Genomic DNA, 21962 nt, shown 5'->3' with positions numbered 1-21962 from the left:
CGCCGACGCGCCGCCTCAGATCGTCATAGCGCGGCTTCGTGATCTCGATCGGTCCGTCGTCGAGCAGGATAACGTCGGCCACGCGGGCCGCGATATCGAGGTCGGGTTCCGACAGCCCGGACAGCAATAGCACGGGCGTGTCCTGCGGCGACCGAGCGACGTTCAGCGGCCCGCGCACGGAAAAGAACTCGCCCTTGTGGTCGAGCGGATGCATCTTTTCGGGATCGTGGAAGCGTCCGCCGCTCTTGTCGAACAGCAGCGCGTCGGCATCCCAGCCCTGCCACAGGCCCTGCACGATGCCGATATATTCCTCAGTGCGGCGGCGGAAATCGTCGTCGGAGAACCCGGCCGGCCGGCTGAAATTGGCAGCTTCGCGCGGGTTCTGCGTCATGGTTGCGTTCCAGCCGGCGCGGCCATGGCTGATGATGTCGAGCGAGGCGAAGCGGCGCGCCAGATTGTAGGGCTGGTGGGCGACCGTCGACGCCGAGGCGACGAGGCCGATCCGGCTCGTCACCGTGGCCAGCGCGGCGAGCAAGGTCGTCGCTTCGAACGGCAGGGGGCGGCTTGCTGCGTCGCCACTCGAAGCTGGCGCGGAGTCGGCAAGAAGCACCATGTCCAGTCCGGCAGCTTCGACCTTTTGCACGAAGCTGGCCAAGTGGTTGAATTCCGGCGCAGCCCCTAGTGGGGTATCAAGGACCGGCGAGACGGCAAGATGCATTGTGGTGCCGTTGTCCATGGATGGTCCTTGCAAGACATGCCGGAACTATGTTCGCCAGTTCCAGCGATGGCAACCGCCGGCGCTGGGCCAACTGCCGCTCACTTGCCGGCCAGCAATTGCTTTCCGGCCAGTTCCGGGGCGCGGAGATTTGGGTAGGTCGGATGTGCTTGGGTTGGCTGCTCACACACCTCGACGATTAGCCGAAACATCAATGACTTCGTCATCCTATGGCGGAGCAAGGAGCGAAGCGACGCGGCGCAGACCATAGGATCCATGCCGGGACTCGGAAGCGCCGCTACGGTGCAGAATTTTGATCCGTTGCATCCCACGACTAAGGTCACGGAATGGATCCCAGGGTCTCCGCGACGGAGCTTCGCTCCTGCTCCGCCCGGGGATGACGAAGTTTAGAGACCTCGGCTAATCCCGAATATCGCGCGTCATGGCTCATGCCCATTGGCCGGTCGAAGGCAGTCGCCCTACTTGCCGGCAAGGATATCGTTGATCAGCCGCTGGCAACGCTCGGCCATGAAATCGAGCAGCAGCCGCACCTTGGGGTCCTGCAGTTTCTTGTGCGGATAGACGGCGGCGAACTGCACCGGCGTCGGCGGCGTATGGGCCAGGATGACCTTCAGCCGGCGGTCGCGAATGAAGGGTTCGACCTCGAAGCGAGGTTTGTTGATGATGCCGCGTCCGGAAAGCGCCCAGCCGGTCAGCACATCGCCGTCGTCGGTGTCGTAGGGCCCATGCACCTCGAATTTCTGCGGACCGGCTGATGTCTGCAGCGTCCACACATATTCGCGCGCGCCGGAGTAGCGCAGCATCAGGCAGTCATGCTTCCTGCCGATCAGTTCCTGCGGCTCGGTCGGCTCGCCGCGCGCCTCGAGATATTTCGGCGCCGCCACCAGCACGCGTTCGCATTCCATGATGCCGCGCATCCTGAGGCTGGAATCCTCGATGATGCCGAGCCGGAAGGCGACGTCGATGCCCTCCTTCATGATATCGACATTGTGGTCGGAGAGCCGAAGCCGAACCTCGATATCGGGATACCTGTCGTGAAAATCGGGGATGCCCGACGCCACGATCCGCCGGCCGAGACCGAGTGGGGCCGTGACCCGGATGGTGCCGCGCGGCTGGCCGGACAGTGCCGAGACCGCGGCCTCGGCCTCGGTGATCGCTTCCAGCACCTGCTTGGCGCCCGAGTAGAAAACCGTGCCGTGTTCGGTGGGCATCAACTGCCGTGTCGTGCGGTTGAACAGCCGCACGCCGAGATGCTTCTCCAGTTCCTTGATGCGGTTGGACGCGACCGCCGGCGAAATGCGCATGTCGCGGCCCGCCGCCGACAGATTGCCGAGTTCGACGACGCGGACGAAGACGGCGATGTTGTCGAGATAGGCCATGTCGTCTGGTGGCTTTCACGCGGCTAGATGCGGCAGCCTAGTATTTTCCATTTTTTTTTGAAAGTCATCGCACACCTCCCCTCTTTCCGTTTGCGCTCCAGCCCGTAAAGTCGCCCGATCGGCAGGGACGACTTCAATGATGGACTTCGCGATTTTCTGGGACTGGCTGAGCTTCGCCGTGCGCTGGCTGCATGTCGTCACAGGCATCGCCTGGATCGGCTCGTCCTTCTATTTCGTCGCGCTCGATCTTGGCCTGACCCAACGCCCCGGAATGCCGGTAGGCGCCTTCGGCGAAGAGTGGCAGGTGCATGGCGGCGGCTTCTACCACATCCAGAAATATCTGGTGGCGCCGGCCGAGATGCCGGAGCACCTGACCTGGTTCAAATGGGAATCCTATGCCACCTGGCTGTCCGGTTTCGCCATGCTGTGCGTGGTCTACTATGCCGGCGCCGACCTGTTCCTGATCGATCCCAACGTGCTGCCGATGTCGGTACCGGTCGGCATCCTCCTGTCGCTGGCGACGATCGGTGTCGGCTGGGTGGTCTATGACCTGCTGTGCCGGTCGCCACTGGGCAAAAGCGATACCGGCCTGATGCTGGTGCTTTACTGCGTGCTGGTCTTCATCGCCTGGGGGCTGACCCATCTGTTCACCGGCCGCGCCGCCTTCCTGCATCTTGGCGCCATCACCGCGACGATCATGTCGGCCAACGTCTTCATGGCCATCATCCCCAACCAGAAGATCGTCGTCGCCGACCTCATCGCCGGCCGCAAGCCCGATCCGAAATACGGCAAGATCGCCAAGCAGCGCTCCCTCCACAACAACTACCTGACGCTGCCGGTGCTGTTCCTGATGCTGTCGAACCACTATCCGCTGGCGTTCGGCACCCAGTTCAACTGGGTCATCGCCTCGCTGGTGTTCATCATCGGCGTGCTGATCCGGCACTATTTCAACACAGTCCATGCGCGCAAGGGCAACCCGCATTGGACCTGGCTCGGCGCGCTTGTCCTGTTCATCATCATCATCTGGCTGTCGACCGCGCCGAAGCTGCTGACCGGCGAACCCAAGGAGTCGGCGGCGGCGCAGCTCTATGTCGCTTCCGCGCATTTCCCCGCCGTGCGCGACACCGTGCTCGGCCGCTGCTCGATGTGCCACGCGGCGGAACCTGTCTATGAAGGGATCTACCATGCGCCCAAGGGCGTGATGCTCGACACCGACGCCAACATCGCCGAGCACGCCCGCGAGATTTATCTGCAGGCCGGCCGCAGCCACGCCATGCCGCCCGCCAACGTCTCGCAGATATCGGACAAGGAACGCGCGCTGCTGGTGGCATGGTTCGAAGGCGCGGGACACTGAGCATGGCCTCGACGCTCCTGCGTGGCCGCACGCTGTCCTTCCTGCGCTGGCCCGAAACCATCGATGACCATGCCGCCTGGCGCTACGAGGAGGATGGCGGCCTGCTGATCCGCGACGGCAGGATCGTCTCCGCGGGCGCCTATAGCGACATCGAAAGACAGGCCGGCGAGGGCACAAGAAGGATCGACCATCGACCGCATCTGCTGCTGCCCGGCTTCATCGACGCGCATGTGCATTTCCCGCAGATGCAGGTCATCGCCTCCTATGGCGCCGAACTGCTCGACTGGCTGAACACCTACACTTTCCCGGAAGAGACGAAATTCGCCGACGCCCAGCATGGCCGCCGCATCGCGCGGCTGTTCCTCGACGAGATGGTCCGCCATGGCACCACGACGGTTGCCGCCTACTGCTCGGTGCACAGGGCCTCAGCCGAAGCCTTCTTCGCCGAGTCGCATGACCGCGACATGCTCAACATCGCCGGCAAGGTGATGATGGACCGCAACGCACCGGACGGCGTGCTCGACACGCCGCAATCCGGCTATGACGACACGAAGGCTCTCATCAAGGAATGGCACGGCAAGGGTCGCCAGCGCTACGCCATCACCCCGCGCTTCGCCATCACCTCGTCGCCCGAGCAACTGGAAATGGCGGCAGCGCTCTGCCGCGAGCACCCCGACCTGCATATGCAGACGCATCTGTCGGAAAACCATGCCGAGATCGCGCTGACGCAGGAACTCTATCCCTGGTCGCGCGACTACACAGACGTCTACGAGCATTACGGGCTGCTGGGGAAGAAGAGCCTGTTCGGCCACTGCATCCATCTGTCCGAACGCGAGGCCGACGCATTATCCCGGAACGGTTCGGTGGCGGTGTTCTGTCCGACCTCGAACCTGTTCCTCGGTTCCGGCCTGTTCGACTACCAGCGCTATCGCCGCCGCGACAAGCCGCTCCGCATTGCCACCGCCACCGATGTCGGCGGCGGCACCAACTATTCCATGCTGCGCACCATGGATGAGGGCTACAAGGTGATCGCGCTGAACGGCGAAAAGCTGAACCCGTTCCAGTCTTTCTGGCAGATGACGCGCGGCAATGCCGAGGCGCTGTCGGTGGTGGAGAAGGTGGGCACGCTGGACGAAGGCACCGATGCCGATATCGTTGTGCTGGATGCCAGCGCCACGCCCGCGATGCGGCTGCGCATGGAAACAGTGACGACGCTGGCGCAGGAACTCTTCCTCTTGCAGACGCTGGGCGACGACCGTGCCGTGCGCGAGGTCTATGTGGCCGGGCGGGCCGCCAAGAGCGACATGGCGTCGTAGAAGCCACTGCGTGGATCATGGCTTGACCGCGCGGCGGCCATCGGTCAAAGCGTGCGGCGAAGTTGACAGGGGGACGACATGCCCGTTGCCGAAGACATCGCTCTGATCAAGCGACAGGAAACGACGCTCGTCTTTTCCACTTTCGATGAGGCCGTCGCGTTCAAGATCGGTTCCGCCATCCGCGACCGCGCGCTCGCTGAAAACCTGCCGATCATCGTCGACATCAGGACCTTCGACAGGCCGCTTTTCTATGCCGCCATGCCCGGTTCGAATGCGTCCAATCCGGACTGGGCGCGGCGCAAGGTCAATGTGGTCAAGCGGTTCCTGAGAAGCACCTATCGCATGGTGCTCGAGCAGCAGCGCCCCGACCGCGCCTTCAAGCTTGGTGAGGGCCTCGACATCACGGACTATGTGCTGGCCGGCGGCGGCTTTCCGGTGACGGTCAAGGGTGCCGGCGTCATCGGCGTCATCGCCGTGTCGGGCCTGCCGGAGCGCGACGATCATGGCGTGGTGGTCGATGCGATCTGCGAACATCTCTGCATCGACAGGCGCGGGCTGGCGCTGCCGCCGGAAGTCGAATGACCGTTACCGACCCAAAATCGTTCCTCATCTCCATCTTCAATGCGGCTGTCGCCGCCGCTGACCCGGAGCGCACCATCCGGGATCATCTGCCGGCCAGGCCGAAGGGCCGCACCATCGTCATTGGCGCCGGAAAAGGCTCGGCGCAGATGGCCGCGGCGTTCGAGAAGGCGTGGGATGGCCCCATCGAAGGGCTGGTCGTGACCCGCTATGGCTACGGCGCCAGATGCGAGCGCATCGAGATCATCGAGGCGGCGCATCCGGTGCCGGATGCGGCCGGACTCGAGGCTTCAAGACGCCTGCTCGAGAAGGTCCAGGGATTGACGGCCGACGATCTGGTCGTGGCGCTGATTTCCGGTGGCGGCTCGGCGCTGCTGCCGTCGCCCGCCGCGGGCTTGACCCTGGCCGACGAAATCGCCGTCAACGAGGCGCTGCTCGCTTCCGGCGCGCCGATCGCGGCCATGAACACCATCCGCAAGCATGTCTCGACCATCAAGGGCGGCAGGCTGGCGGCAGCGGCGTGGCCTGCCAGGGTGGTGTCGCTGGTGGTTTCCGATATTCCCGGCGACAATCCGGCTCTGGTGGCTTCCGGGCCGACCGTTCCCGATAGCGGCAGCCGCGAGGACGCGCTGGCGTCGATCTCGGCCTACGGCATGAAGCTGCCGGCAGCGGTGATGGCACACCTAAACTCGCCCGCCGCCGATGCTCCAAGTCCAGGCGATGAGCGTTTCTCGCGCAACGAAGTGCATTTGATCGCCTCCGCCGGCGTCTCGCTGGAAGCGGCGGCGGCGCAAGCCAGGCGGCACGGTTTCGACGCGGTCATCCTTTCCGACTCCATCGAAGGCGAAGCACGCGAGGTCGGCGGCGTCCATGCCGCCATCGCGCGCGAAGTCGCGACGCGCAACCGGCCGTTTCCCAAGCCGGTGCTGATCCTCTCGGGGGGCGAAACAACCGTCACCCTGCGCGCGAAGGGCAAGGGCGGCCGCAACTCTGAATTCCTGCTCGCCTTCGCCATCGCCATCAGCGGCGTTGGCGGCATCCATGCGCTGGCCGCCGACACCGACGGCATCGACGGTTCGGAGGACAATGCCGGAGCTTTCGCGGACGGTTCGACCGTGTCGCGCATGCGCGCGGCGGGCGTCGATGCCAAGGCAATGCTGGCCGGCAACAATGCCTGGACGGCTTTCAACGCGATTGACGATCTGTTCGTGCCAGGGCCCACGGGCACGAATGTGAATGATCTGCGAGCGATCCTGATCCGGTAGAGCGTGTCGGACAACGCTGCAGGCGTAGCGCCGCCCCTCATCCGCCTGCCGGCACCTTCTCCCCGTATAGTGACGGGGAGAAGGTGCTGACGGCAGAGTCACGCCATACCTGCAACATTGACGATTGGCGAAAGGCCCCGACACAGCGTCTTTCTCCCCGTCACTATACGGGGAGAAATGTCCGGCAGGACAATGAGGGGCGGCGCCGACCTGGCGCTTAATCAAGTCGCCATCAAGGCCTTCACCTGCTTCATGTCGTGCAAGAATCGCCCGCGCTCGGCTTCCTTCTCCGCCGGCTCGTGGATGCGCAGGATGAAGGAGGGATGGATGGTGAGGAAGACGCGCAAACCGTCCTCGCGCTCCACCACCTGGCCGCGCATTTTCGTCACCGGGATCGCCTTGCCCAGCAGCGACAGTGCCGCAGTGGCACCCAGCGCCACGGCGAGGTCCGGCTTGATCAGTGCGAATTCCCTGTCGATCCACCAGCGGCACGCCTGCACTTCGCCGGCGTTCGGCTTGGAATGGATGCGTCGCTTGCCGCGCGGCTCGAATTTGAAATGCTTGACGGCGTTGGTGACATAGACCTTTTGCCGGTCGACCCCGGCATCGTCGAGTATGGCGTCGAACACTTTACCCGCAGGGCCGACGAAAGGTTTGCCGGCGAGGTCTTCCTGATCGCCCGGTTGCTCGCCGACGAAAATCACCTTGGCATTGTCGGGCCCTTCACCGAACACGGTCTGGGTCGCGTCGCGCCACAGCGGGCAGCGGCGGCACCCCTTGGCCGCCACGCGCAATTCGGAAATTGTGGTGGCATTGTCGAGTTCGGGCAACGCGTCCTGCTTCGGCCAGTGCTTGGCCTGCACCTTGGCGTGGTGCGGCGAGGGCGCCGTGGGCATCCTGGCAATCATTTCCTTGGCGGCCTTGTCCGCTCCTGCGATCAGATCTGGAATGAGTGAGGCCTCGGGAAGGTTCCGCCAGTATTTCTTCGGCATCTCCTTCTGCATTGCCTTCACCTTCAGCCGCGCGGGGTTGAAGATGTTCTCGAAATAGGTGCGCCACAGCGCCTCGGTGTCGTCCTGGTCGGGCGCATCGCCCTTGGCCGCGCCAGGCCCGATGGCCAGCCTTTCGCCGTCCCAGTCGGCGGAAGCATGCGGCGTCAGGATCGTCCAGCGCATTCCGGTGAACCGCCTGACGAAGAAATCCGCATTGCGCTCGACGATGTAATGATCGGGTTCGAACCAGGCGACATAGCGTTCCTCGTCGCCATCGCCGATCTTCCGGAAGCGTACGAAGGCGTGCATCTTGTGGCTGTCGCGCCGCACCGCTTTCTCCATCGCCTCCAGCCGCCTTGTGTCCGGATCCGAAGCAATTGCCAGCAGCTTGGGCTCGGTGCGCAGTCGCCACAGCAACCGGTAGAGAAAAGCAAACCGGGTGGGATCGGAATGGCAGAAAGCCGTCTCCGCATGCCCGATGAAGTCGCGCGGCACCACGAGTTGCGCGCCTGGAGGCACAGCCGGCAAATCGCTTGGCTCATGCTGCGAACCGGAGGCGACGCACCAACTGATATCATCAGGCTTGACTTCATTCAGCGCCAGCCGCCGGGCCGCGTCGCGCCAGCCGGCGAAATCGGTCTCGCTGTCGAGCCATACGCTGTATCGGGCGAGATTGAGCTCCGCGGGCTGCATCTTAGAACAAAGAGAGCTGTTCGCAGGGCCGCACGATGGTGTCGCGCAAGCCGGCCTTGTCGGTGAGCGTGCCCGGCGACCAGCCTTCCGCGATGATGAAGGGCCTGAGTTTGGCGATGGACTGGCAAATCCGCCCGACATCCTCGAGCCGCAGCCGCCTGTGGCGGCGCGTTGTCAGAATTTTCGCCACTACCTTGGTGCCGAGACCAGGCACGCGCAGCAGCGCTTCACGATCGGCGCGATTGATGTCGACCGGAAATTGCCCCCTGTTGCGCAGCGCCCAGGCCAATTTCGGATCGATGGCGAGGTCCAGCATGCCGTCGCTGCTGCCGGCCAGGATCTCCGGCTGCGAGAAACCATAGAAGCGCATCAGCCAGTCAGCCTGGTAAAGCCGGTGCTCGCGCATCAGCGGCGGCTTCTGCAGCGGCAGAGCCGATGACGAATCCGGAATCGGGCTGAAGGCGGAATAATAGACCCGCCGCAAATGGTAGCTGCCATAAAGGCGGGCGCTGGTTTGCAAAATGCCGTCGTCCGATGTCTTGTCGGCGCCGACGATCATCTGCGTCGACTGGCCGCCGGGCGCGAAGCGCTCGCGTTTCTTGGTTCGCAGCGTCGGCTCGGCCTTTTCCTCCATCTTCTGGCGCAGCTTCGCCATGGACAGGCGTATCGTCTCCGGCTTCTTTTCCGGCGCGAGCCGCTTCACGCCTTCGTCGGTCGGCAGTTCGACGTTGATCGACAGCCGGTCTGCATAGAGCCCCGCCTTCTCGACCAGTTCCGCCGAGCTTTCCGGAATGGTCTTGAGATGGATATAGCCGGAGAATTTTTCCTCAAGGCGCAGCCGCCGGGCCACCTCGACCATCTCCCCCATGGTCTCGTCCGGCGAGCGGATGACGCCCGAGGACAGGAACAGGCCCTCGATATAGTTGCGCCGGTAGAAATCCATGGTCAGCTTCACCACCTCGTCGACACTGAAGCGAGCGCGGCGCACGTTCGAGGATGAGCGGTTGATGCAATAGCTGCAGTCGTAGATGCAGAAATTGGTCAGCAGGATTTTCAAGAGCGAAATGCAGCGGCCATCGGGGGCGTAGGAATGGCAGATGCCCATGCCTTCGGTGGAGCCGATGCCGCCGGACTTTTTTGAATCCTTTTTTGTCGAGCCGGACGAGGCGCAGGAGGCATCATACTTCGCTGCGTCGGACAGGATCGCCAGCTTTTCACGGATGGTGGGGACACTCATCCGTTCATGATATGTTCTTTGAACCCGCGGCGCTACATCATTTGATCGTGCCGATCAAGAAAGTGACTGGCGTCTCATCGTCCGGCCGTCAAACCTCGTACAGATACAGATGGTAGTCGAGTTCGCTGACGGTGCGCGCCACCCGCAGATACTCGGACTGCTTGATGGCCACGAAGGTCCGATGCAAATCTTCGCCCAGCGCCTCCTTCAGGAACGTCGACGCCCGTGCCGCCTCGATCGCGGAGCGCCAGTCGACCGGCATGGTCGTCCGCGTCACCGCTGCCTCATAGCCGTTGCCCGTGGTTTCGGGGCCGGGGTCGAGACCCTCATCCAGTCCCTTGATGATGCCGGCCAGCACCGTCGCCGCGATCAGGTAGGGATTGGCGTCGACGCCGGAAGGCCGGTGCTCGATGCGCCGGTTCCGCGCGTCGCCGGCCGGCACGCGCAGCGCCACCGACCGGTTGTTGACGCCCCAGGTCGGAGCCACCGGCGCATAGGATTGCGAAACGAAGCGCCGCCAGGAATTGGCATGCGGCGCGAACACCAGCATCGATTCGGCCATCGTCTGGATCAGGCCGCCCAGCCCTTGCAGCAATGGCAGCGACCAGCTCTCGCCCCCGGCTTCGGCAAAGACGTTGCGGCCGGCTCTGTCCTGCAGCGAGACATGGAAATGCATGCCGGAGCCCGCATATTTCTCGATCGGCTTGGCCATGAAGCAGGCGGTGACGCCGTGCCGGCGCGCCTGGGCCCGCACCAGCCGCTTCAGCATGACAAGGTCGTCGGCCGCGCGCATCACGTCCTTGCGGTAGTTGAGCGTCAGCTCGTACTGGCCGGGCGCATATTCGGAGATCACTGTCTCGGCCGGGATGCCCTGCGCCCTGGCCGCGGCATAGATGTCGGAGAACAGCGGCTCCATGCCATGCAGATGATCGACGGAATAGACCTCGGTCTTGCCGGAGATGCGGCCATCGAGCACCGCGCGCGCCGGCTGAACCTTGCCGTCGGCGTCGCGCTCATTGGCCAGCAGGAAGAATTCCAGTTCGAAGGCACCGGCCGGGTAGAGCCCCCGGGCCGCCAGGATCTCGACCTGCCGCGCCAGCGCCAGCCGCGGATCCGACGACATCGGCCGGCCGTCGAGCATGTACATCGCCATCAGCAATTGGCCGCGCGGCGGGTTCGTGCCGTAAAGCGGCACCAGCGTGCCGGGGATCGGCCACGCCCGCAAATCGCCGTCGCCGGTGGTCCAGATCAGTCCCGTCTCGTGCACATCCTCGCCGGTGATATCGAGGCCGAGGATCGAGATCGGCATATGGCGGCCGCCCTCGAAAATGCCTTTCAGCTCATGCCGGCGCACGATCTTGCCGCGGCCGACGCCATTGGCATCGGTCAGCACGATATCGAAGGCCTCGATCTCGGGATGGGCTTCGAGAAAGGCTTGCGCTTCGGTGGGCGACGACCCCGAGGGAGACGTCGCGATGCCATCAGGATTGTCCATGGCCGCTTGTCTCATGACGCGAGCCTTGCCGCAACCGCGCCGAAGGCGGTGATCAGGCGGTTGACCTGGGCAATCGACGTCGCGGGCGAGATCAGCATCATGTTGTGGAAAGGCGCGATCAGCACGCCCCGGTTGACCAGCGCGACATGGATGGCGGCCTCAAGCTCCGGCGCATGCGCGGTCTCGGCCTCGGCGCCGTTGCGCAGCGGTGCGGGCGCGCAGATGAACTCCACGCGGGCGCCGACGCGGGCGACATGCCAGGGCAGATCGTAGCGGTCGATCACGCCGGTCAGCCCGGCATCGAGCCGTCGCGCCAGATGGTCCATGCGGTCATAATTTTCGTCGGTCATCACCTCTTCCAGCGTGGCGCGCATCGCGGCGAACTGCAGCGGGTTGGCCGACAGCGTCGTGCCCATGCCGGAATAGCCCGGCTCCTTGGTCCTGTTGTAGTCGGCGTAGCGCGAGGCGACCTCTTCGCTCATGCCCCACACACTTGCCGGAACGCCGCCGGCGATTGGCTTGCCCAGCACGAACAGATCCGGGTCGAGCCCGTGTTTCCTGGTATAGCCGCCGGGTCCGGTCGAGATCGTATGCGTCTCGTCGATCAGAAGCAGCGTGCCGGCTTCACGCGTGAGCTTGCGCAGCGAATCGTGAAAGCCGGGATCGGCGAGCACCATGCAGGAGTTGGTCAGCACCGGCTCGGTGGTGACGCAGGCGACATCGCGGTCCCTGAGGGCTGCTTCAAGCGCCGGTATGTCGTTGAATTCGATGACTTTCGTCGCCCGGGTGAGGTCGCGGAACTCGCCCGCCAGCCCAGGCCGGTTGACGGGCTTGCCGTCGACCAGCCGCACCATCGTCTCGTCGACGGAGCCGTGGTAGCAGCCGTTGAAGACCAGGATCTTTTCCCGGCCCGTGACGGCGCGGGCGACGCGTAGCGCAAAGCGGTTGGCGTCGGTCGCCGTCGTGGCGATCTGCCAGAACGGCAGGCCGAAGCGCTGCTGCAGCAGCGGCCCGATGGCGAGCGCGTCTTCCGACGGCAGCATATAGGTCAGGCCACGGCCGGCCTGGCGGCGAATGGCTCGGGCCACCGGCGCAGGCGAGTGGCCGAACATCGAGCCGGTGTCGCCGAGGCAGAAATCGTCGAGCCTGTTACCATCGATGTCGGTGATGGTGGCGCCCCTGGCGCTGTCGACCAGGATCGGAAAGGGCGTCGGCCAGTCGTTCATCCAGTGCATGGGCACGCCGCCGAAGAAACCGGGCAGGCCGTTGCCGACCTTGGCTTGGGATTTCGGCCGCGCCTTGCGGAAGGCTACGCCTTCGGCCGCGCGCAACTCGGAGATGCGCTCACGGTCTATGCCGCCAATGCTGTTTGAACTGTCGCTGCTGTGCATGAAAACCCTCTTGTCCCTCCCTCTTAGCCAATCCAGGTCCGCAACCGCAATTGGCCGCGGCTCGGCCCTGCATTGGCTCAGCCGTGGCGGTGCGAACCCGGCCTGCCGGCCGGGATCGGCGGAAGGGGGATTCGGCCTGGGCGGCGCCGATAGACGCCATGCCGGCGGATCGTTCTAGGTGCGTGAGGTGACAGTCGGGTCGACGAGGTTGATCTTCTCGCCGGGCGCAAAGCCGAAAACGCGTTCAAAGTGCTTTGGCCCGAGCAGCAGCGCGGCCTGGTCGATGAGATGCTGGTTGCGCGCATTGATCGTTTCCGGGCTGGGCGGGGCGAAACCCGGAATTCGCTGCGCCGTGAAGTTCTGCACCTCGCCCTTCAGCGACAGCAGCCTTGCCAGGAGTTCAGGGTCCTCGTCCGCCAGCACCGATCGCGCATGGTCCTCGAAATCGTCGGGCAGTCCTTGCATCTTGCTCACTCCACTTTGGACCGCGGCGGCCACGGCACCCGCGCCCGAGCAATGCTAGATCTTGCTTGCCCACGCGGCGTGCCGCAGTCCGTAGGTTCCATATAGGAAGCTGCTCGCCACGTAGCCACGCGCTTTCTTCACCGTCAGCCGGGTACCGCTGGTCGCGTAGAGCACCTGATTGGCAAGTTGGTGGCAGACCCCGTCGATGCCATAGACCAGTATGGTTCCCTGGGCGGCGGCGACCTTCGCCGAGTCGGCGTTGGACTGAACCAGGCATCGCGCCATGGTCAGGTTGCCGGCCTGCTTGCCCAGCCCGCCCGTCGGATTTCCGGGCACGCCGCCGGTCGGGTGGTAGCTGCCCCAGCAGAACCAGTAGTCCTTGCCGGCCGCGGCGACTGCGGCGGCGTCGGCATAGTGATGCTGCTGGTTGTCGTAGGTGGTGACCCAAGTATGGTCTACCGGCGAGCCGCTGACAAATGCCGGGATAGCCCAGGCGTGAAGCGTAACCGTGTTTGGCACGGTCTCCTCCATCGGAACCTTGTCCAACCCAGGCAGGATGCACCCAAGACGGGCAGCGCGCAAGCATCGCGTTCGGCCAGGGCCCTACCGCGGGCGTCAGGCGGAAATGTCGATGACGCCGCAGTCGCCGGCGGCACTGCCGAAGGCAATGCGGCGTTCTTGCCTGTCCCACATCATCGAGGTGATGGCGCCCTTGCCCTGGCGGCGCAGCAGCACTTCCTTGGCGTCGGCGAAGCGCGCGGCGATCACCATGCCATCCTCATAGCCGATCGCCACCACATCCTGGCTTGGATGGCATGCCACGCAAGTCACCATCGTGTTGCCGCGCGTGCCCAGTTCCAGCGGCGCCTTGCCCATCGGCCCGTCCTTGCCTGAAAACGGCCAGACAATCGCCGCCGGCGCACCGGAACTTGCCAGCCATTTGCCCTTGACGCTCCATGACAGGCTTTTGACCTTGCCGGGATAGCCGGTCATGCGCATGTGCTTGCCGTCGGCCAGCTTCCAGCCATGCAGCGCGTTTTCCTGCATCGTGGTGACCAGAAAGGCGCCGTCCGGCGAGAAGGTGATGCCGGTATGGGCCCCGGCCCATTCCAGTTCCACCGGCTTGCCCTCGGCGGCCGGGAAATGCAGGGTCGCGCCATTGTAGCGGGCAACGCCGAAGCGCATGCCCTTGGGCGAAAACGCCAGCCCCTCGACCGAACGCGGATGGACAAACTCCCGGGTCTTGCCATCGGCGAAGCGCACGAAGGCGGTCTTGCCGGTCGCATAGGCAATTGCGCCTTGCGGGCCGGCGGCGACGCTGGTGATCCATTTCCTGCCGGCACCGGCCAGCTCCACGACCTCGCCGCCCGCTTTCACGGCGAACACCTTGCCGTCCTCGCCGCCGGTGATCAGCCGGTCATTGGCCGCATCGTGGAAGGCGGCGAGCAGCCCGTCATTGGCCTGGCTTGTCTTGTGACCATTGTCGAGCCGATGCACGGAACCGTCTGCCAGCGCGAAATGCGGCACGTCGCCGAGGAACACGGCGGCCATGCAATGGCCTTCGAGATCAAGCGGGGCGACGGTCGGCATGGCAAGTCTCAACGGTCATTCGTTCGTTCCAGCGCAGGATGACGGTGTCCATGATCGGAACCGGGCCGCCTTGATAGGTGAAGACAAACCATTTGTCCCAGTTTTCGATAAGCCAAAGCTTCGAAACGGCGGGTTTTTTCTCGAACCGGCTTTCCGCCGGCAGCACCGCGAAAACCAGACCTGCCTTGTAGCCGGATGTCACCATGAGGCCGAGGCCGGCAGCGTCCTCGCGAGGTTCGAAAACCAGGAGATCGACCGGGCCGGAGCCCGGCCCGAGATCGTAATTGTCGGAAAGCCGGATGAGATCGCCGACGATCAGAAAATCCTCGGCAAGATCGAGCAGACGCGGCATTGCTTGCGGTCAGGCCGCCTGGCAGGCGTCGAAGCTCTTCTTCAGCCGCTCGGCGTCGAGCTCGCGGCCGATAAACACCAGCCGGCTCTCATGCTTCTCGCCGTCCTTCCAGGCGCGCTGGTGGTCGCCCTCGATGATCATGTGGACGCCCTGGATCACGTAGCGCTCGTCGTCGCCCTTGAGCGCGATGATGCCCTTCAGGCGCAGGATGTTGGGGCCTTCCATCTGCGTGATCTTCTCGATCCAGGGGAAGAACTTCTTCGAATCCATCTCTCCGCCGCGCAACGACACCGACTGCACCGTCACGTCATGGATGTCGGAGGGATGGGCGTGGTCGTGGTCATGGTGGTGGTGATCGTGCCCATCATGGTCGTGGTCATGATGATGGTGGTCGTCCTGCGCCTCGAGGAAATGCGGATCGTTCTCCAGCGCCCTGGAAAGGTCGAAGGCACCGCGATCGAGCACTTCGGACAAGGCGACGCCGGCGCGGGTGGTGCGATGGATCCTGGCCGCCGGATTGATGGCTCGGATCGTCGCCTCGACCTTGGCGAGCTCTTCGGGGGTGACGAGGTCGGTCTTGTTGAGCACGACGACGTCGGCGAAGGCGATCTGGTCCTCGGCTTCCTTGGAATCCTTGAGCCGCAGCGGCAGGTGCTTGGCGTCGACCAGCGCGACCACCGCGTCGAGCCTGGTCTTGGAGCGCACATCGTCGTCCATGAAGAAGGTCTGCGCCACCGGCACCGGATCGGCGAGGCCGGTGGTCTCGACCAGGATGGCATCGAACCGGCCGGGCCGGCGCATCAGGCCTTCGACGACACGGATCAGGTCGCCGCGCACCGTGCAGCAGACGCAGCCATTGTTCATCTCGTAGATTTCCTCGTCGGATTCCACGATCAGGTCGTTGTCGATGCCGATCTCGCCGAATTCATTGACGATGACGGCATAGCGCTTGCCGTGGTTTTCCGACAGGATGCGATTGAGCAGCGTCGTCTTGCCGGCGCCGAGATAGCCGGTGAGAACGGTTACGGGGATCTGCGTCTGTGCGTCGCTCATGGCCTTGCCTCTAGGAAAATGGCCCCTTGAAGATACAGGGCCGCGAAAAGGGGTTGTGGCTCCATATAGGATGTGTGCCGGGCTTTTGCACCAAGCAAACCGCGAATGGTTGTCCACCACACGGGGAACGCTTGCGCGGCAGATGACTGACGCGGAAATGACCGAGGGCGATCGTTTCCCCGGGGTCTCGAGCTAAGCCGCATCGCCACGGCCGACCACCTCTGATTTGATAGGGAACGACCAGGCGATGCCAATCGGGCGCAATCGCTTGCGCGGAAAGTCGTTTGTCATCTAACTGAAATAATCATCTGGCATTAGCCACGGCGGACACCGCAATGCTTGCCGGCAAAGCTGTTTGGCGTGCCGGACTCTTTTTGATTGTCGATTGCCAACCGGCCGCCGCGTCCATGCTGACGGCGCCGGTCCTGCCGAAGAGGGATGACCATGGCCAAGGCGGACAAGACCGCGACAATGAGCCGGCTGCATTCGGCGGCAAGGCTGGCGAGGACCGCGCTGGCGGCCCGGCTTCTGGCGCATGGCTTCTATGCCGGCCAGGACCAGATCATGCTGGCGCTTGATCGCGAGGATGGCCAGACACCCGGCAACCTCGCCGGCCGCCTCGGCGTGCGCCCGCCGACCATCACCAAGACCATCAACCGCCTTCAGGCGCAGGGTTTTCTGGAAAAGCGCGCTTCCGAGTCCGATGCCCGGCAGGCGCACATCTTCCTCACTGATACCGGGCGCGAAACCATTCGCGCCATCGAGAAATCGGTGAAGAAGACCGAAAAGCAGGCGCTCAAGGGCCTCGACAAGAAAGACCAGAAATCCCTGTTCAAGCTGCTCGCCCGCATCGAAGCCAATCTCCTGAACGAGGACCTGGCATTGATCGACGACGACGCCGAGTCCGACGACTGACCGCCTGATCGGCTGGCGATCAGGCTGCCGCCGCTGGGGCGTGTTCCTGGATCAGCGACGACCAGCGACCCGGCGTCATGCCGAATGCCTTCTTGAACTGCCTGTTAAAATGGCTTTGGTCGCTGAAGCCGGCCTCGATCGCGATCTGCGCCAGCGGCTCGCCGGCGGCAATCATTCGCCGCGCACGCTGAAGCCGGCGCATCACCAGGAAACGGTGCGGGCTGGTCGAGAAAGCGGCGCGGAAATGCCGCGACAGGGCATAGCGGTCGAGCCCGGTGATCGCTTCCAGTTCGCCGGAGCGCACCGGCCGCGCCATATTTTCAGCCAGGTAATCACGCGCCAGCGCCGCCGCCCGCCACGCCGTTCTGGTCATCGGCCTGACTGGGTTGCCCGCGTGCCGGGCCAGGCTCTGAACCAATTGCTCGAGGAAGTCGTCGACGAACAACGCGTCGAGGGGCCGGTCCAGCGGCCCCAGCGCTGAAAGCAGCGTGGCGCGCAAGGCGCCGTCGGTCACCACGGCATCCCTGACGAAGGGCAGCGATGCGCCGCCCAGGCAGTCCAGCATCAGCGACGGTTCCAGATACAGCATCCTGTAGCGCAAGCCGTCCTCGGTGCCGGCGGCCCCGTCATGCAACTCGTCGGGATGCAGCACGATGACCTGTCCGGCCAGGCTGTGCCGCGCCGCGCCGCGATAGCGAAACGTCTGCACCCCATGCAGCGTCACCCCGATCGCGTAAGTGTCGTGACGATGAGGATCGAAGGCATTGCCGTGGAACCGTGCCTCGATCCGTTCCATCCCGGCGGGATCGGGGGCGGAGATGATGCGGTTTTCCGCCGCGTCGACGCACAAACGTCCAAGACCCGCAACGGCCTGGCTGTCTAGATCGTACGTCATCTGCTCCTTCCGCCTCGCATCGAGGCATAGTTCGAATGGTCAATGTCTCATGTTCGATACCAAATTTGCAATCGTGCTGCGGGAAGACCTTGCGGTCTGGCAGAAACTCAACGTCACCGCTTTTCTGACGAGCGGAATCACTGCCCAGTTCGCGGAGATCATCGGCGAGCCCTATCGCGACCGTGCCGGCAATCTCTACAATCCGCTGTCGATCCAGCCGATCATCGTGCTGTCCGCCGACCAGGCCACGCTGGCCACCATCCACCGGCGCGCGCTGGAACGCGGCGTGACGTCGTCGCTCTATGTCGAGGAGATGTTCTCGACCGGCCATGACGCGGCGAACCGCGCCGTCTTCGCCGAATTCGCGCCCGAAGACGCCAGGGTGGTCGGCATCGCGCTCCGCGCCGACAAGAAGATGGTCGACAAGATCACCAAGGGCGCACGCATGCACACCTGACTATCATCTGGGCACGGGCGCGAGCCTGCCGGCGCCTGGTTGTTGTGCCAGCGGGCTTTACCAGGATATCCGGTGACAATTGCCTTGCCGGCAATCGGCATTTCCCGCAAAGGTGGGTTTCAGCCCAGCTTTTTCCCGGCCTGCGAGTGAACGCTCCCCAAAGAACTGTCGAAAGCGCAACGCCCCCGGTGGCGATCCTGTGCATGCTTTCCACCTATGTCTGCTTCACTTTTCTCGACACCTCGAGCAAATATCTCGTCCTTGCCGGCGTTTCCGCGCTGATCGTCGCCTGGGTTCGCTTTGCCGTGCATGTTCTGCTGGTCGGCACGCTGCTGCGCGGCTGGCGCGAACCGGCGCGATTTCGCCCGCTCAACCTGCCGGCGCATATCCTGCGCGGGCTGTTCCTGTTCGGCTCGACCATGTTCAACATCCTGGCGCTGCGATCCCTGCAACTGGCCGAGACCACCTCGATCTATTTCTTTGGACCGATGGTGATCACCGCGCTGGCCGGCCCGCTGCTTGGCGAATGGGCGGGCTGGCGGCGCTGGCTGGCGATCCTGGCAGCCTTTGCCGGGGTGCTGATCATCACAAGGCCGGGCGTCGGCGTATTCGGCATCGGGCATCTCTTCGCGCTGGGCTCGATGCTGTCGAACTGCTTCTACGTCATCATGACCCGCCGCATGTCGGCGAGCGAAACCTCCGAAAGCCTGATCCTGTTTTCGGCACTGGCGCCGGCCGTAGTGCTGTTGCCCCTGCTGCCATTTTCATTCTCCTTGCCGCATGATGGCTGGCACTGGTTCGTGCTGCTCATGCTTGGCGTGTTCGGCGGTGTCGGCCACTGGCTGCTGGTTCAGGCCTACCGGCTGGCGACGACCACGGCATTGGCGCCCTATCCCTATTCGCAGATGGTGTGGATGATCATCGCGGGCTGGATCGTCTTCAAGCAGCTCCCCGACCGGTGGACGCTGGTCGGCGCCGCCATCATCGTCGCCAGCGGGCTTTACATCGTCCATCGCGAGCACCGGCTCAGGCTACGCAGCCGCGCGGCCTCCGATGTCGAGGCGGAAGCGTTGGCAAAAAAACTTTGATTTGGCCCCGATCGATGGCATAACGCCGCCTTTAAACTGTTTAGGTCGTTCGGGGAGCGCAGGGCGCTGGCACAAAAAATCAAGCTTTCGACGATCGCGGATGCGCTCGGCGTGTCCACGGCAACGGTTTCGCTGGCGCTGCGCGACAGTCCGCTGGTCGCCGGCGCCACCCGCGACCGCATCAAGGAGCACGCCCGCGCCATCGGCTATATCTACAACCGTCGCGCCGCCAGCCTGCGCACCTCGCGTTCGGGCATTGTCGGCGTCGTCGTCCACGACATCATGAACCCGTTCTTCGCCGAAATCCTGCGCTCGATTGAAAGCGAACTCGACCGCAGCCGGCAGACCTTCATCCTGTCCAACCACTACGATCAGCTTGAAAAGCAGCGCACCTTCATCGACACGCTTCTGCAGCTCGGCGCCGACGGCGTCATCATGTCGCCGGCCATCGGCACGCCGGCCTCCGATATCCAGATGGCCGAGGAGAACGGCCTGCCGGCGGTGCTGATCGCGCGCACCGTCGAGGGCGCCGACGTGCCGGTGTTTCGCGGCGACGACGCCTATGGCACCGGGCTGGCCACCAACCATCTCATCTCGCTCGGCCACAAGCGTATCGCGATGATCGGCGGCACCGACCAGACCTCGACAGGCCGCGACCGCTACCAGGGCTATCTCAACGCCATGGAGGCGGCCGGCCTTGAAGCCAAGCCATCCTGGCGCATCGCAGGCCCGCGCACCAAGCAGGCCGGCTTCGAGGCCGCCGGCCAGTTCCTTGCGCTGAAGGACAGGCCGACGGCGGCCTGTTGCTGGAACGACCTTGTCGCCATCGGCCTGATGAACGGCATTGCGCGCGCCGGCCTGGTGCCGGGCGTCGACATCTCCGTCACCGGCTACGACGATCTCGAGGAGGCGGCGATCGCCACGCCGGCGCTGACCACGGTCTGGAACGGCCAGCGCGAGGTTGGCCGCCGCGCCGCCAGCGCGCTGCTCGACAAGCTCAACGGGCAGACGGTGCGGCCGTCGCAGGAATTGATCAAGCCGGAACTGCATGTGCGTCAGTCGACCGGCAAGCCGGTGGAGCGTGCATGACGAAGGCCGAACAATTGCAATCCGTCGCCGTTCTGGTGCCGGGGCATTTCAACGATCATGCCGTCGAGCGCATCGACCGGACGTTCGACCGCGTCCGCATCGAGCGCGCCGATCCGGCTCTGGTCACCCACGAGATGCGCCAGAATGTGCGCGCCATTGCTTCCTTCGCCGGCATTGACGCCGCGATGATGGATGCATTGCCCAATCTCGAACTCATCGCATCCTTCGGCGTCGGTTATGATTCGGTCGATGTCGGCCATGCGGCCACGAAAAACATCATGGTCACCAACACGCCCGACGTTCTGACCGATGAAGTCGCCGACACTGCCATCGGGCTGCTGATCAACACCATCCGCGACCTGCCGCGCGCCGAAAACTGGCTGCGCGATGGCAGCTGGGCGCGCAAAGGCAACTATCCATTGAGCCGGCTGACCTTGCGTGGCCGCCGCGTCGGTATTTTCGGCATGGGCCGCATCGGGCAGGCGATTGCCCGTCGGCTGCAGGCTTTCGGCTTGCCGGTCGCCTATCACAACCGCCGCCCGGTCGACGGCCTGGATTACCAGTATCACCAGACGCTGAAAGGTCTCGCCGAGGCGGTCGACACGCTGATTTCGGTGGCGCCCGGTGGCGCTTCCACGGAAAAGGCGGTCAATGCCGAAATCCTGGCCGCGCTTGGCGCGAACGGTGTTTTCGTCAACATCGGTCGTGGCAGTACGGTCGATGAGGCAGCGCTTGCGGCGGCCCTCGGGGACGGTACCATCGCCGCCGCCGGCCTCGATGTCTTCGCCGACGAACCGAACGTGCCGAAGGCGCTGCTCGATGCGCCCAACACTTCGCTGTTGCCGCATGTCGGCTCGGCATCGGAGCACACGCGCCGCGCCATGGCCGACCTGTGCGTCGACAATCTGGTCTCCTGGTTCACCGAGCGCCGGCCGCTGACGCCGGTGCCGGAGACGGCGAATGTGAAGGCGCGCGGCTGACTGGGGTCGCCACATTTGTTAACGTCAGCTTAACCCTATGAAATCATTCTTCATCCTGCTTGTTCGCGGATGAAGACCCATGATGAAGAAGATGCTGTGCGCATTGGCGGCGGCCGCCGCGCTGTTTGGCGGCGCCCAGCTGTTTGACAGCGGCAGCGGCGAAAGCGCGGCCAACGGGGTCGCGCCGTCCAACACCTTCCGGCTGGTCGCCAACGGCGATGAAGGGGTTTGCACCGTCACGCGCGGCGCCTCACTGTCGGATGGCCTGTCGCGGCTGACGGTCGCTCCGAACTGCCGCGGGCTTTTGCCCGGCGTGGAGCGGGCAAAATTCTGGCGCGAGCAAGATGACGGCGCGGTCGCCTTCAGCGCCAATGGCGTCGATCCGATCGTCACCTTCTCGGTCGCCGACGGCGATGGCTACGAATCCTATGCCCCGGCCACGCCGATCCTGTCACTGGCGGCCGACAAGCCCGATCCGGCCGACTGATTATTCAGCCGCCGCGCGCGAGCCGGACTTGGCGGCCGCGTGCAGGCGGACCGCATCGCCGAAGGCGCGGAAGATCTTGGCCGAGTTGCCGTCCGATTTGACCCAATATTCGGGATGCCACTGGACCCCGACGGCGAAGGCGCGGGCATCCCTC

The 21962-nt window shown here is 64.3% G+C and carries 22 protein-coding genes and 1 pseudogene; 10 read left to right on the top strand and 13 right to left on the bottom strand.

Annotated elements, in window-relative coordinates; all coding sequences use genetic code 11:
• Positions 1 to 736: LLM class flavin-dependent oxidoreductase (locus tag WC739_RS16300; protein WP_372954055.1), on the bottom strand; the 736-nt coding region annotated here is incomplete at its 3' end.
• A gap of 458 nt (positions 737 to 1194) precedes the next feature.
• Entirely contained in the window at positions 1195 to 2115 is a 921-nt protein-coding gene (locus tag WC739_RS16295) for a LysR family transcriptional regulator (RefSeq protein ID WP_372954054.1), read from the bottom strand.
• Between the two features lie 136 nt (positions 2116 to 2251).
• Between WC739_RS16295 and WC739_RS16290 the strand changes: the two genes are divergently transcribed.
• The 4 genes from WC739_RS16290 (at position 2252) to WC739_RS16275 (ending at position 6629) form a co-directional block, all read left to right on the top strand.
• On the top strand, positions 2252 to 3469 hold the full coding sequence (locus tag WC739_RS16290; protein ID WP_372954053.1) for a urate hydroxylase PuuD: 1218 nt from the start codon (positions 2252 to 2254) through the stop codon (positions 3467 to 3469).
• A gap of 2 nt (positions 3470 to 3471) precedes the next feature.
• Positions 3472 to 4785 (top strand): guanine deaminase, encoded by a 1314-nt coding sequence (guaD, locus tag WC739_RS16285; RefSeq protein ID WP_372954052.1) that lies wholly within the window; start codon positions 3472 to 3474, stop codon positions 4783 to 4785.
• Positions 4786 to 4863: 78 nt separating this feature from the next.
• The gene (locus WC739_RS16280) at positions 4864 to 5367 is read left to right on the top strand and encodes a heme-degrading domain-containing protein (protein ID WP_372954051.1); all 504 of its coding nucleotides are present in this window, start codon (positions 4864 to 4866) and stop codon (positions 5365 to 5367) included.
• On the top strand, positions 5364 to 6629 hold the full coding sequence (locus tag WC739_RS16275) for a glycerate kinase (protein ID WP_372954050.1): 1266 nt from the start codon (positions 5364 to 5366) through the stop codon (positions 6627 to 6629). The genes WC739_RS16280 and WC739_RS16275 overlap by 4 nt, the downstream gene beginning before the upstream one ends.
• A 221-nt stretch (positions 6630 to 6850) precedes the next feature.
• Here WC739_RS16275 and WC739_RS16270 read toward each other — a convergent pair whose 3' ends face one another.
• The 9 genes from WC739_RS16270 to WC739_RS16230 form a co-directional block, all read right to left on the bottom strand.
• Complete coding sequence (locus WC739_RS16270; protein ID WP_372954049.1) at positions 6851 to 8314, bottom strand: UdgX family uracil-DNA binding protein; 1464 nt, start codon at positions 8312 to 8314, stop codon at positions 6851 to 6853.
• A gap of 1 nt (position 8315) precedes the next feature.
• On the bottom strand, positions 8316 to 9551 hold the full coding sequence (locus tag WC739_RS16265) for a putative DNA modification/repair radical SAM protein (protein WP_372954048.1): 1236 nt from the start codon (positions 9549 to 9551) through the stop codon (positions 8316 to 8318).
• 88 nt (positions 9552 to 9639) lie between these two features.
• Positions 9640 to 11046: a glutamine synthetase family protein gene (locus tag WC739_RS16260; RefSeq protein ID WP_372954047.1), complete on the bottom strand. Its 1407-nt coding sequence runs from the start codon at positions 11044 to 11046 to the stop codon at positions 9640 to 9642.
• Between the two features lie 11 nt (positions 11047 to 11057).
• The gene (locus WC739_RS16255; RefSeq protein ID WP_372954046.1) at positions 11058 to 12437 is read right to left on the bottom strand and encodes an aspartate aminotransferase family protein; all 1380 of its coding nucleotides are present in this window, start codon (positions 12435 to 12437) and stop codon (positions 11058 to 11060) included.
• Between the two features lie 174 nt (positions 12438 to 12611).
• Positions 12612 to 12902, bottom strand: a complete 291-nt coding sequence (locus WC739_RS16250) for a hypothetical protein (RefSeq protein ID WP_372954045.1) — start codon at positions 12900 to 12902, stop codon at positions 12612 to 12614.
• Between the two features lie 54 nt (positions 12903 to 12956).
• The gene (locus WC739_RS16245; protein ID WP_372954044.1) at positions 12957 to 13421 is read right to left on the bottom strand and encodes a hypothetical protein; all 465 of its coding nucleotides are present in this window, start codon (positions 13419 to 13421) and stop codon (positions 12957 to 12959) included.
• A 96-nt stretch (positions 13422 to 13517) separates the two neighbouring features.
• Positions 13518 to 14492 carry a WD40 repeat domain-containing protein gene (locus WC739_RS16240; protein ID WP_372954043.1) on the bottom strand — a complete coding sequence of 325 codons (975 nt, stop codon included), beginning with the start codon at positions 14490 to 14492 and terminating at the stop codon, positions 13518 to 13520.
• Positions 14470 to 14844, bottom strand: a complete 375-nt coding sequence (gene imm45, locus WC739_RS16235; RefSeq protein WP_372954042.1) for an Imm45 family immunity protein — start codon at positions 14842 to 14844, stop codon at positions 14470 to 14472. The genes WC739_RS16240 and imm45 overlap by 23 nt, the downstream gene beginning before the upstream one ends.
• Before the next feature lie 9 nt (positions 14845 to 14853).
• On the bottom strand, positions 14854 to 15897 hold the full coding sequence (locus tag WC739_RS16230) for a GTP-binding protein (protein ID WP_372954041.1): 1044 nt from the start codon (positions 15895 to 15897) through the stop codon (positions 14854 to 14856).
• Between the two features lie 444 nt (positions 15898 to 16341).
• Between WC739_RS16230 and WC739_RS16225 the strand changes: the two genes are divergently transcribed.
• Positions 16342 to 16812, top strand: coding sequence for a MarR family winged helix-turn-helix transcriptional regulator (locus tag WC739_RS16225; RefSeq protein WP_372954040.1), 471 nt, complete (start codon positions 16342 to 16344; stop codon positions 16810 to 16812).
• 19 nt (positions 16813 to 16831) lie between these two features.
• On the opposite strand, the gene WC739_RS16220 is transcribed toward WC739_RS16225, so the two are convergent.
• Complete coding sequence (locus WC739_RS16220) at positions 16832 to 17707, bottom strand: AraC family transcriptional regulator (protein WP_372954039.1); 876 nt, start codon at positions 17705 to 17707, stop codon at positions 16832 to 16834.
• Positions 17708 to 17756: 49 nt separating this feature from the next.
• Here WC739_RS16220 and WC739_RS16215 point away from each other — a divergent pair, with 49 nt between their 5' ends.
• From WC739_RS16215 to WC739_RS16195, 5 genes are all read left to right on the top strand, one after another.
• Complete coding sequence (locus WC739_RS16215; RefSeq protein WP_372954038.1) at positions 17757 to 18164, top strand: DUF2000 family protein; 408 nt, start codon at positions 17757 to 17759, stop codon at positions 18162 to 18164.
• A gap of 203 nt (positions 18165 to 18367) precedes the next feature.
• Positions 18368 to 19252: a DMT family transporter gene (locus WC739_RS16210; RefSeq protein ID WP_372954037.1), complete on the top strand. Its 885-nt coding sequence runs from the start codon at positions 18368 to 18370 to the stop codon at positions 19250 to 19252.
• A gap of 66 nt (positions 19253 to 19318) precedes the next feature.
• Positions 19319 to 20341: a LacI family DNA-binding transcriptional regulator gene (locus WC739_RS16205; RefSeq protein ID WP_372954057.1), complete on the top strand. Its 1023-nt coding sequence runs from the start codon at positions 19319 to 19321 to the stop codon at positions 20339 to 20341.
• Positions 20338 to 21321, top strand: coding sequence for a 2-hydroxyacid dehydrogenase (locus tag WC739_RS16200; protein ID WP_372954036.1), 984 nt, complete (start codon positions 20338 to 20340; stop codon positions 21319 to 21321). Before WC739_RS16205 ends, WC739_RS16200 begins: the two co-directional genes overlap by 4 nt.
• Positions 21322 to 21403: 82 nt before the next feature.
• The gene (locus WC739_RS16195; RefSeq protein WP_372954056.1) at positions 21404 to 21808 is read left to right on the top strand and encodes a hypothetical protein; all 405 of its coding nucleotides are present in this window, start codon (positions 21404 to 21406) and stop codon (positions 21806 to 21808) included.
• Here the strand turns inward: WC739_RS16195 and WC739_RS16190 are convergent.
• A pseudogene (locus WC739_RS16190) lies at positions 21809 to 21962 on the bottom strand (gamma-glutamyl-gamma-aminobutyrate hydrolase family protein); the annotation flags it as partial. It lies immediately after the preceding gene.

Origin of the sequence: Mesorhizobium sp., assembly GCF_041661565.1 — a bacterium.
Lineage (GTDB): Bacteria > Pseudomonadota > Alphaproteobacteria > Rhizobiales > Rhizobiaceae > Mesorhizobium.
The sequence above is the reverse complement of the archived record's forward strand: the minus strand, read 5'-3'. Positions and strand labels throughout refer to the sequence as shown.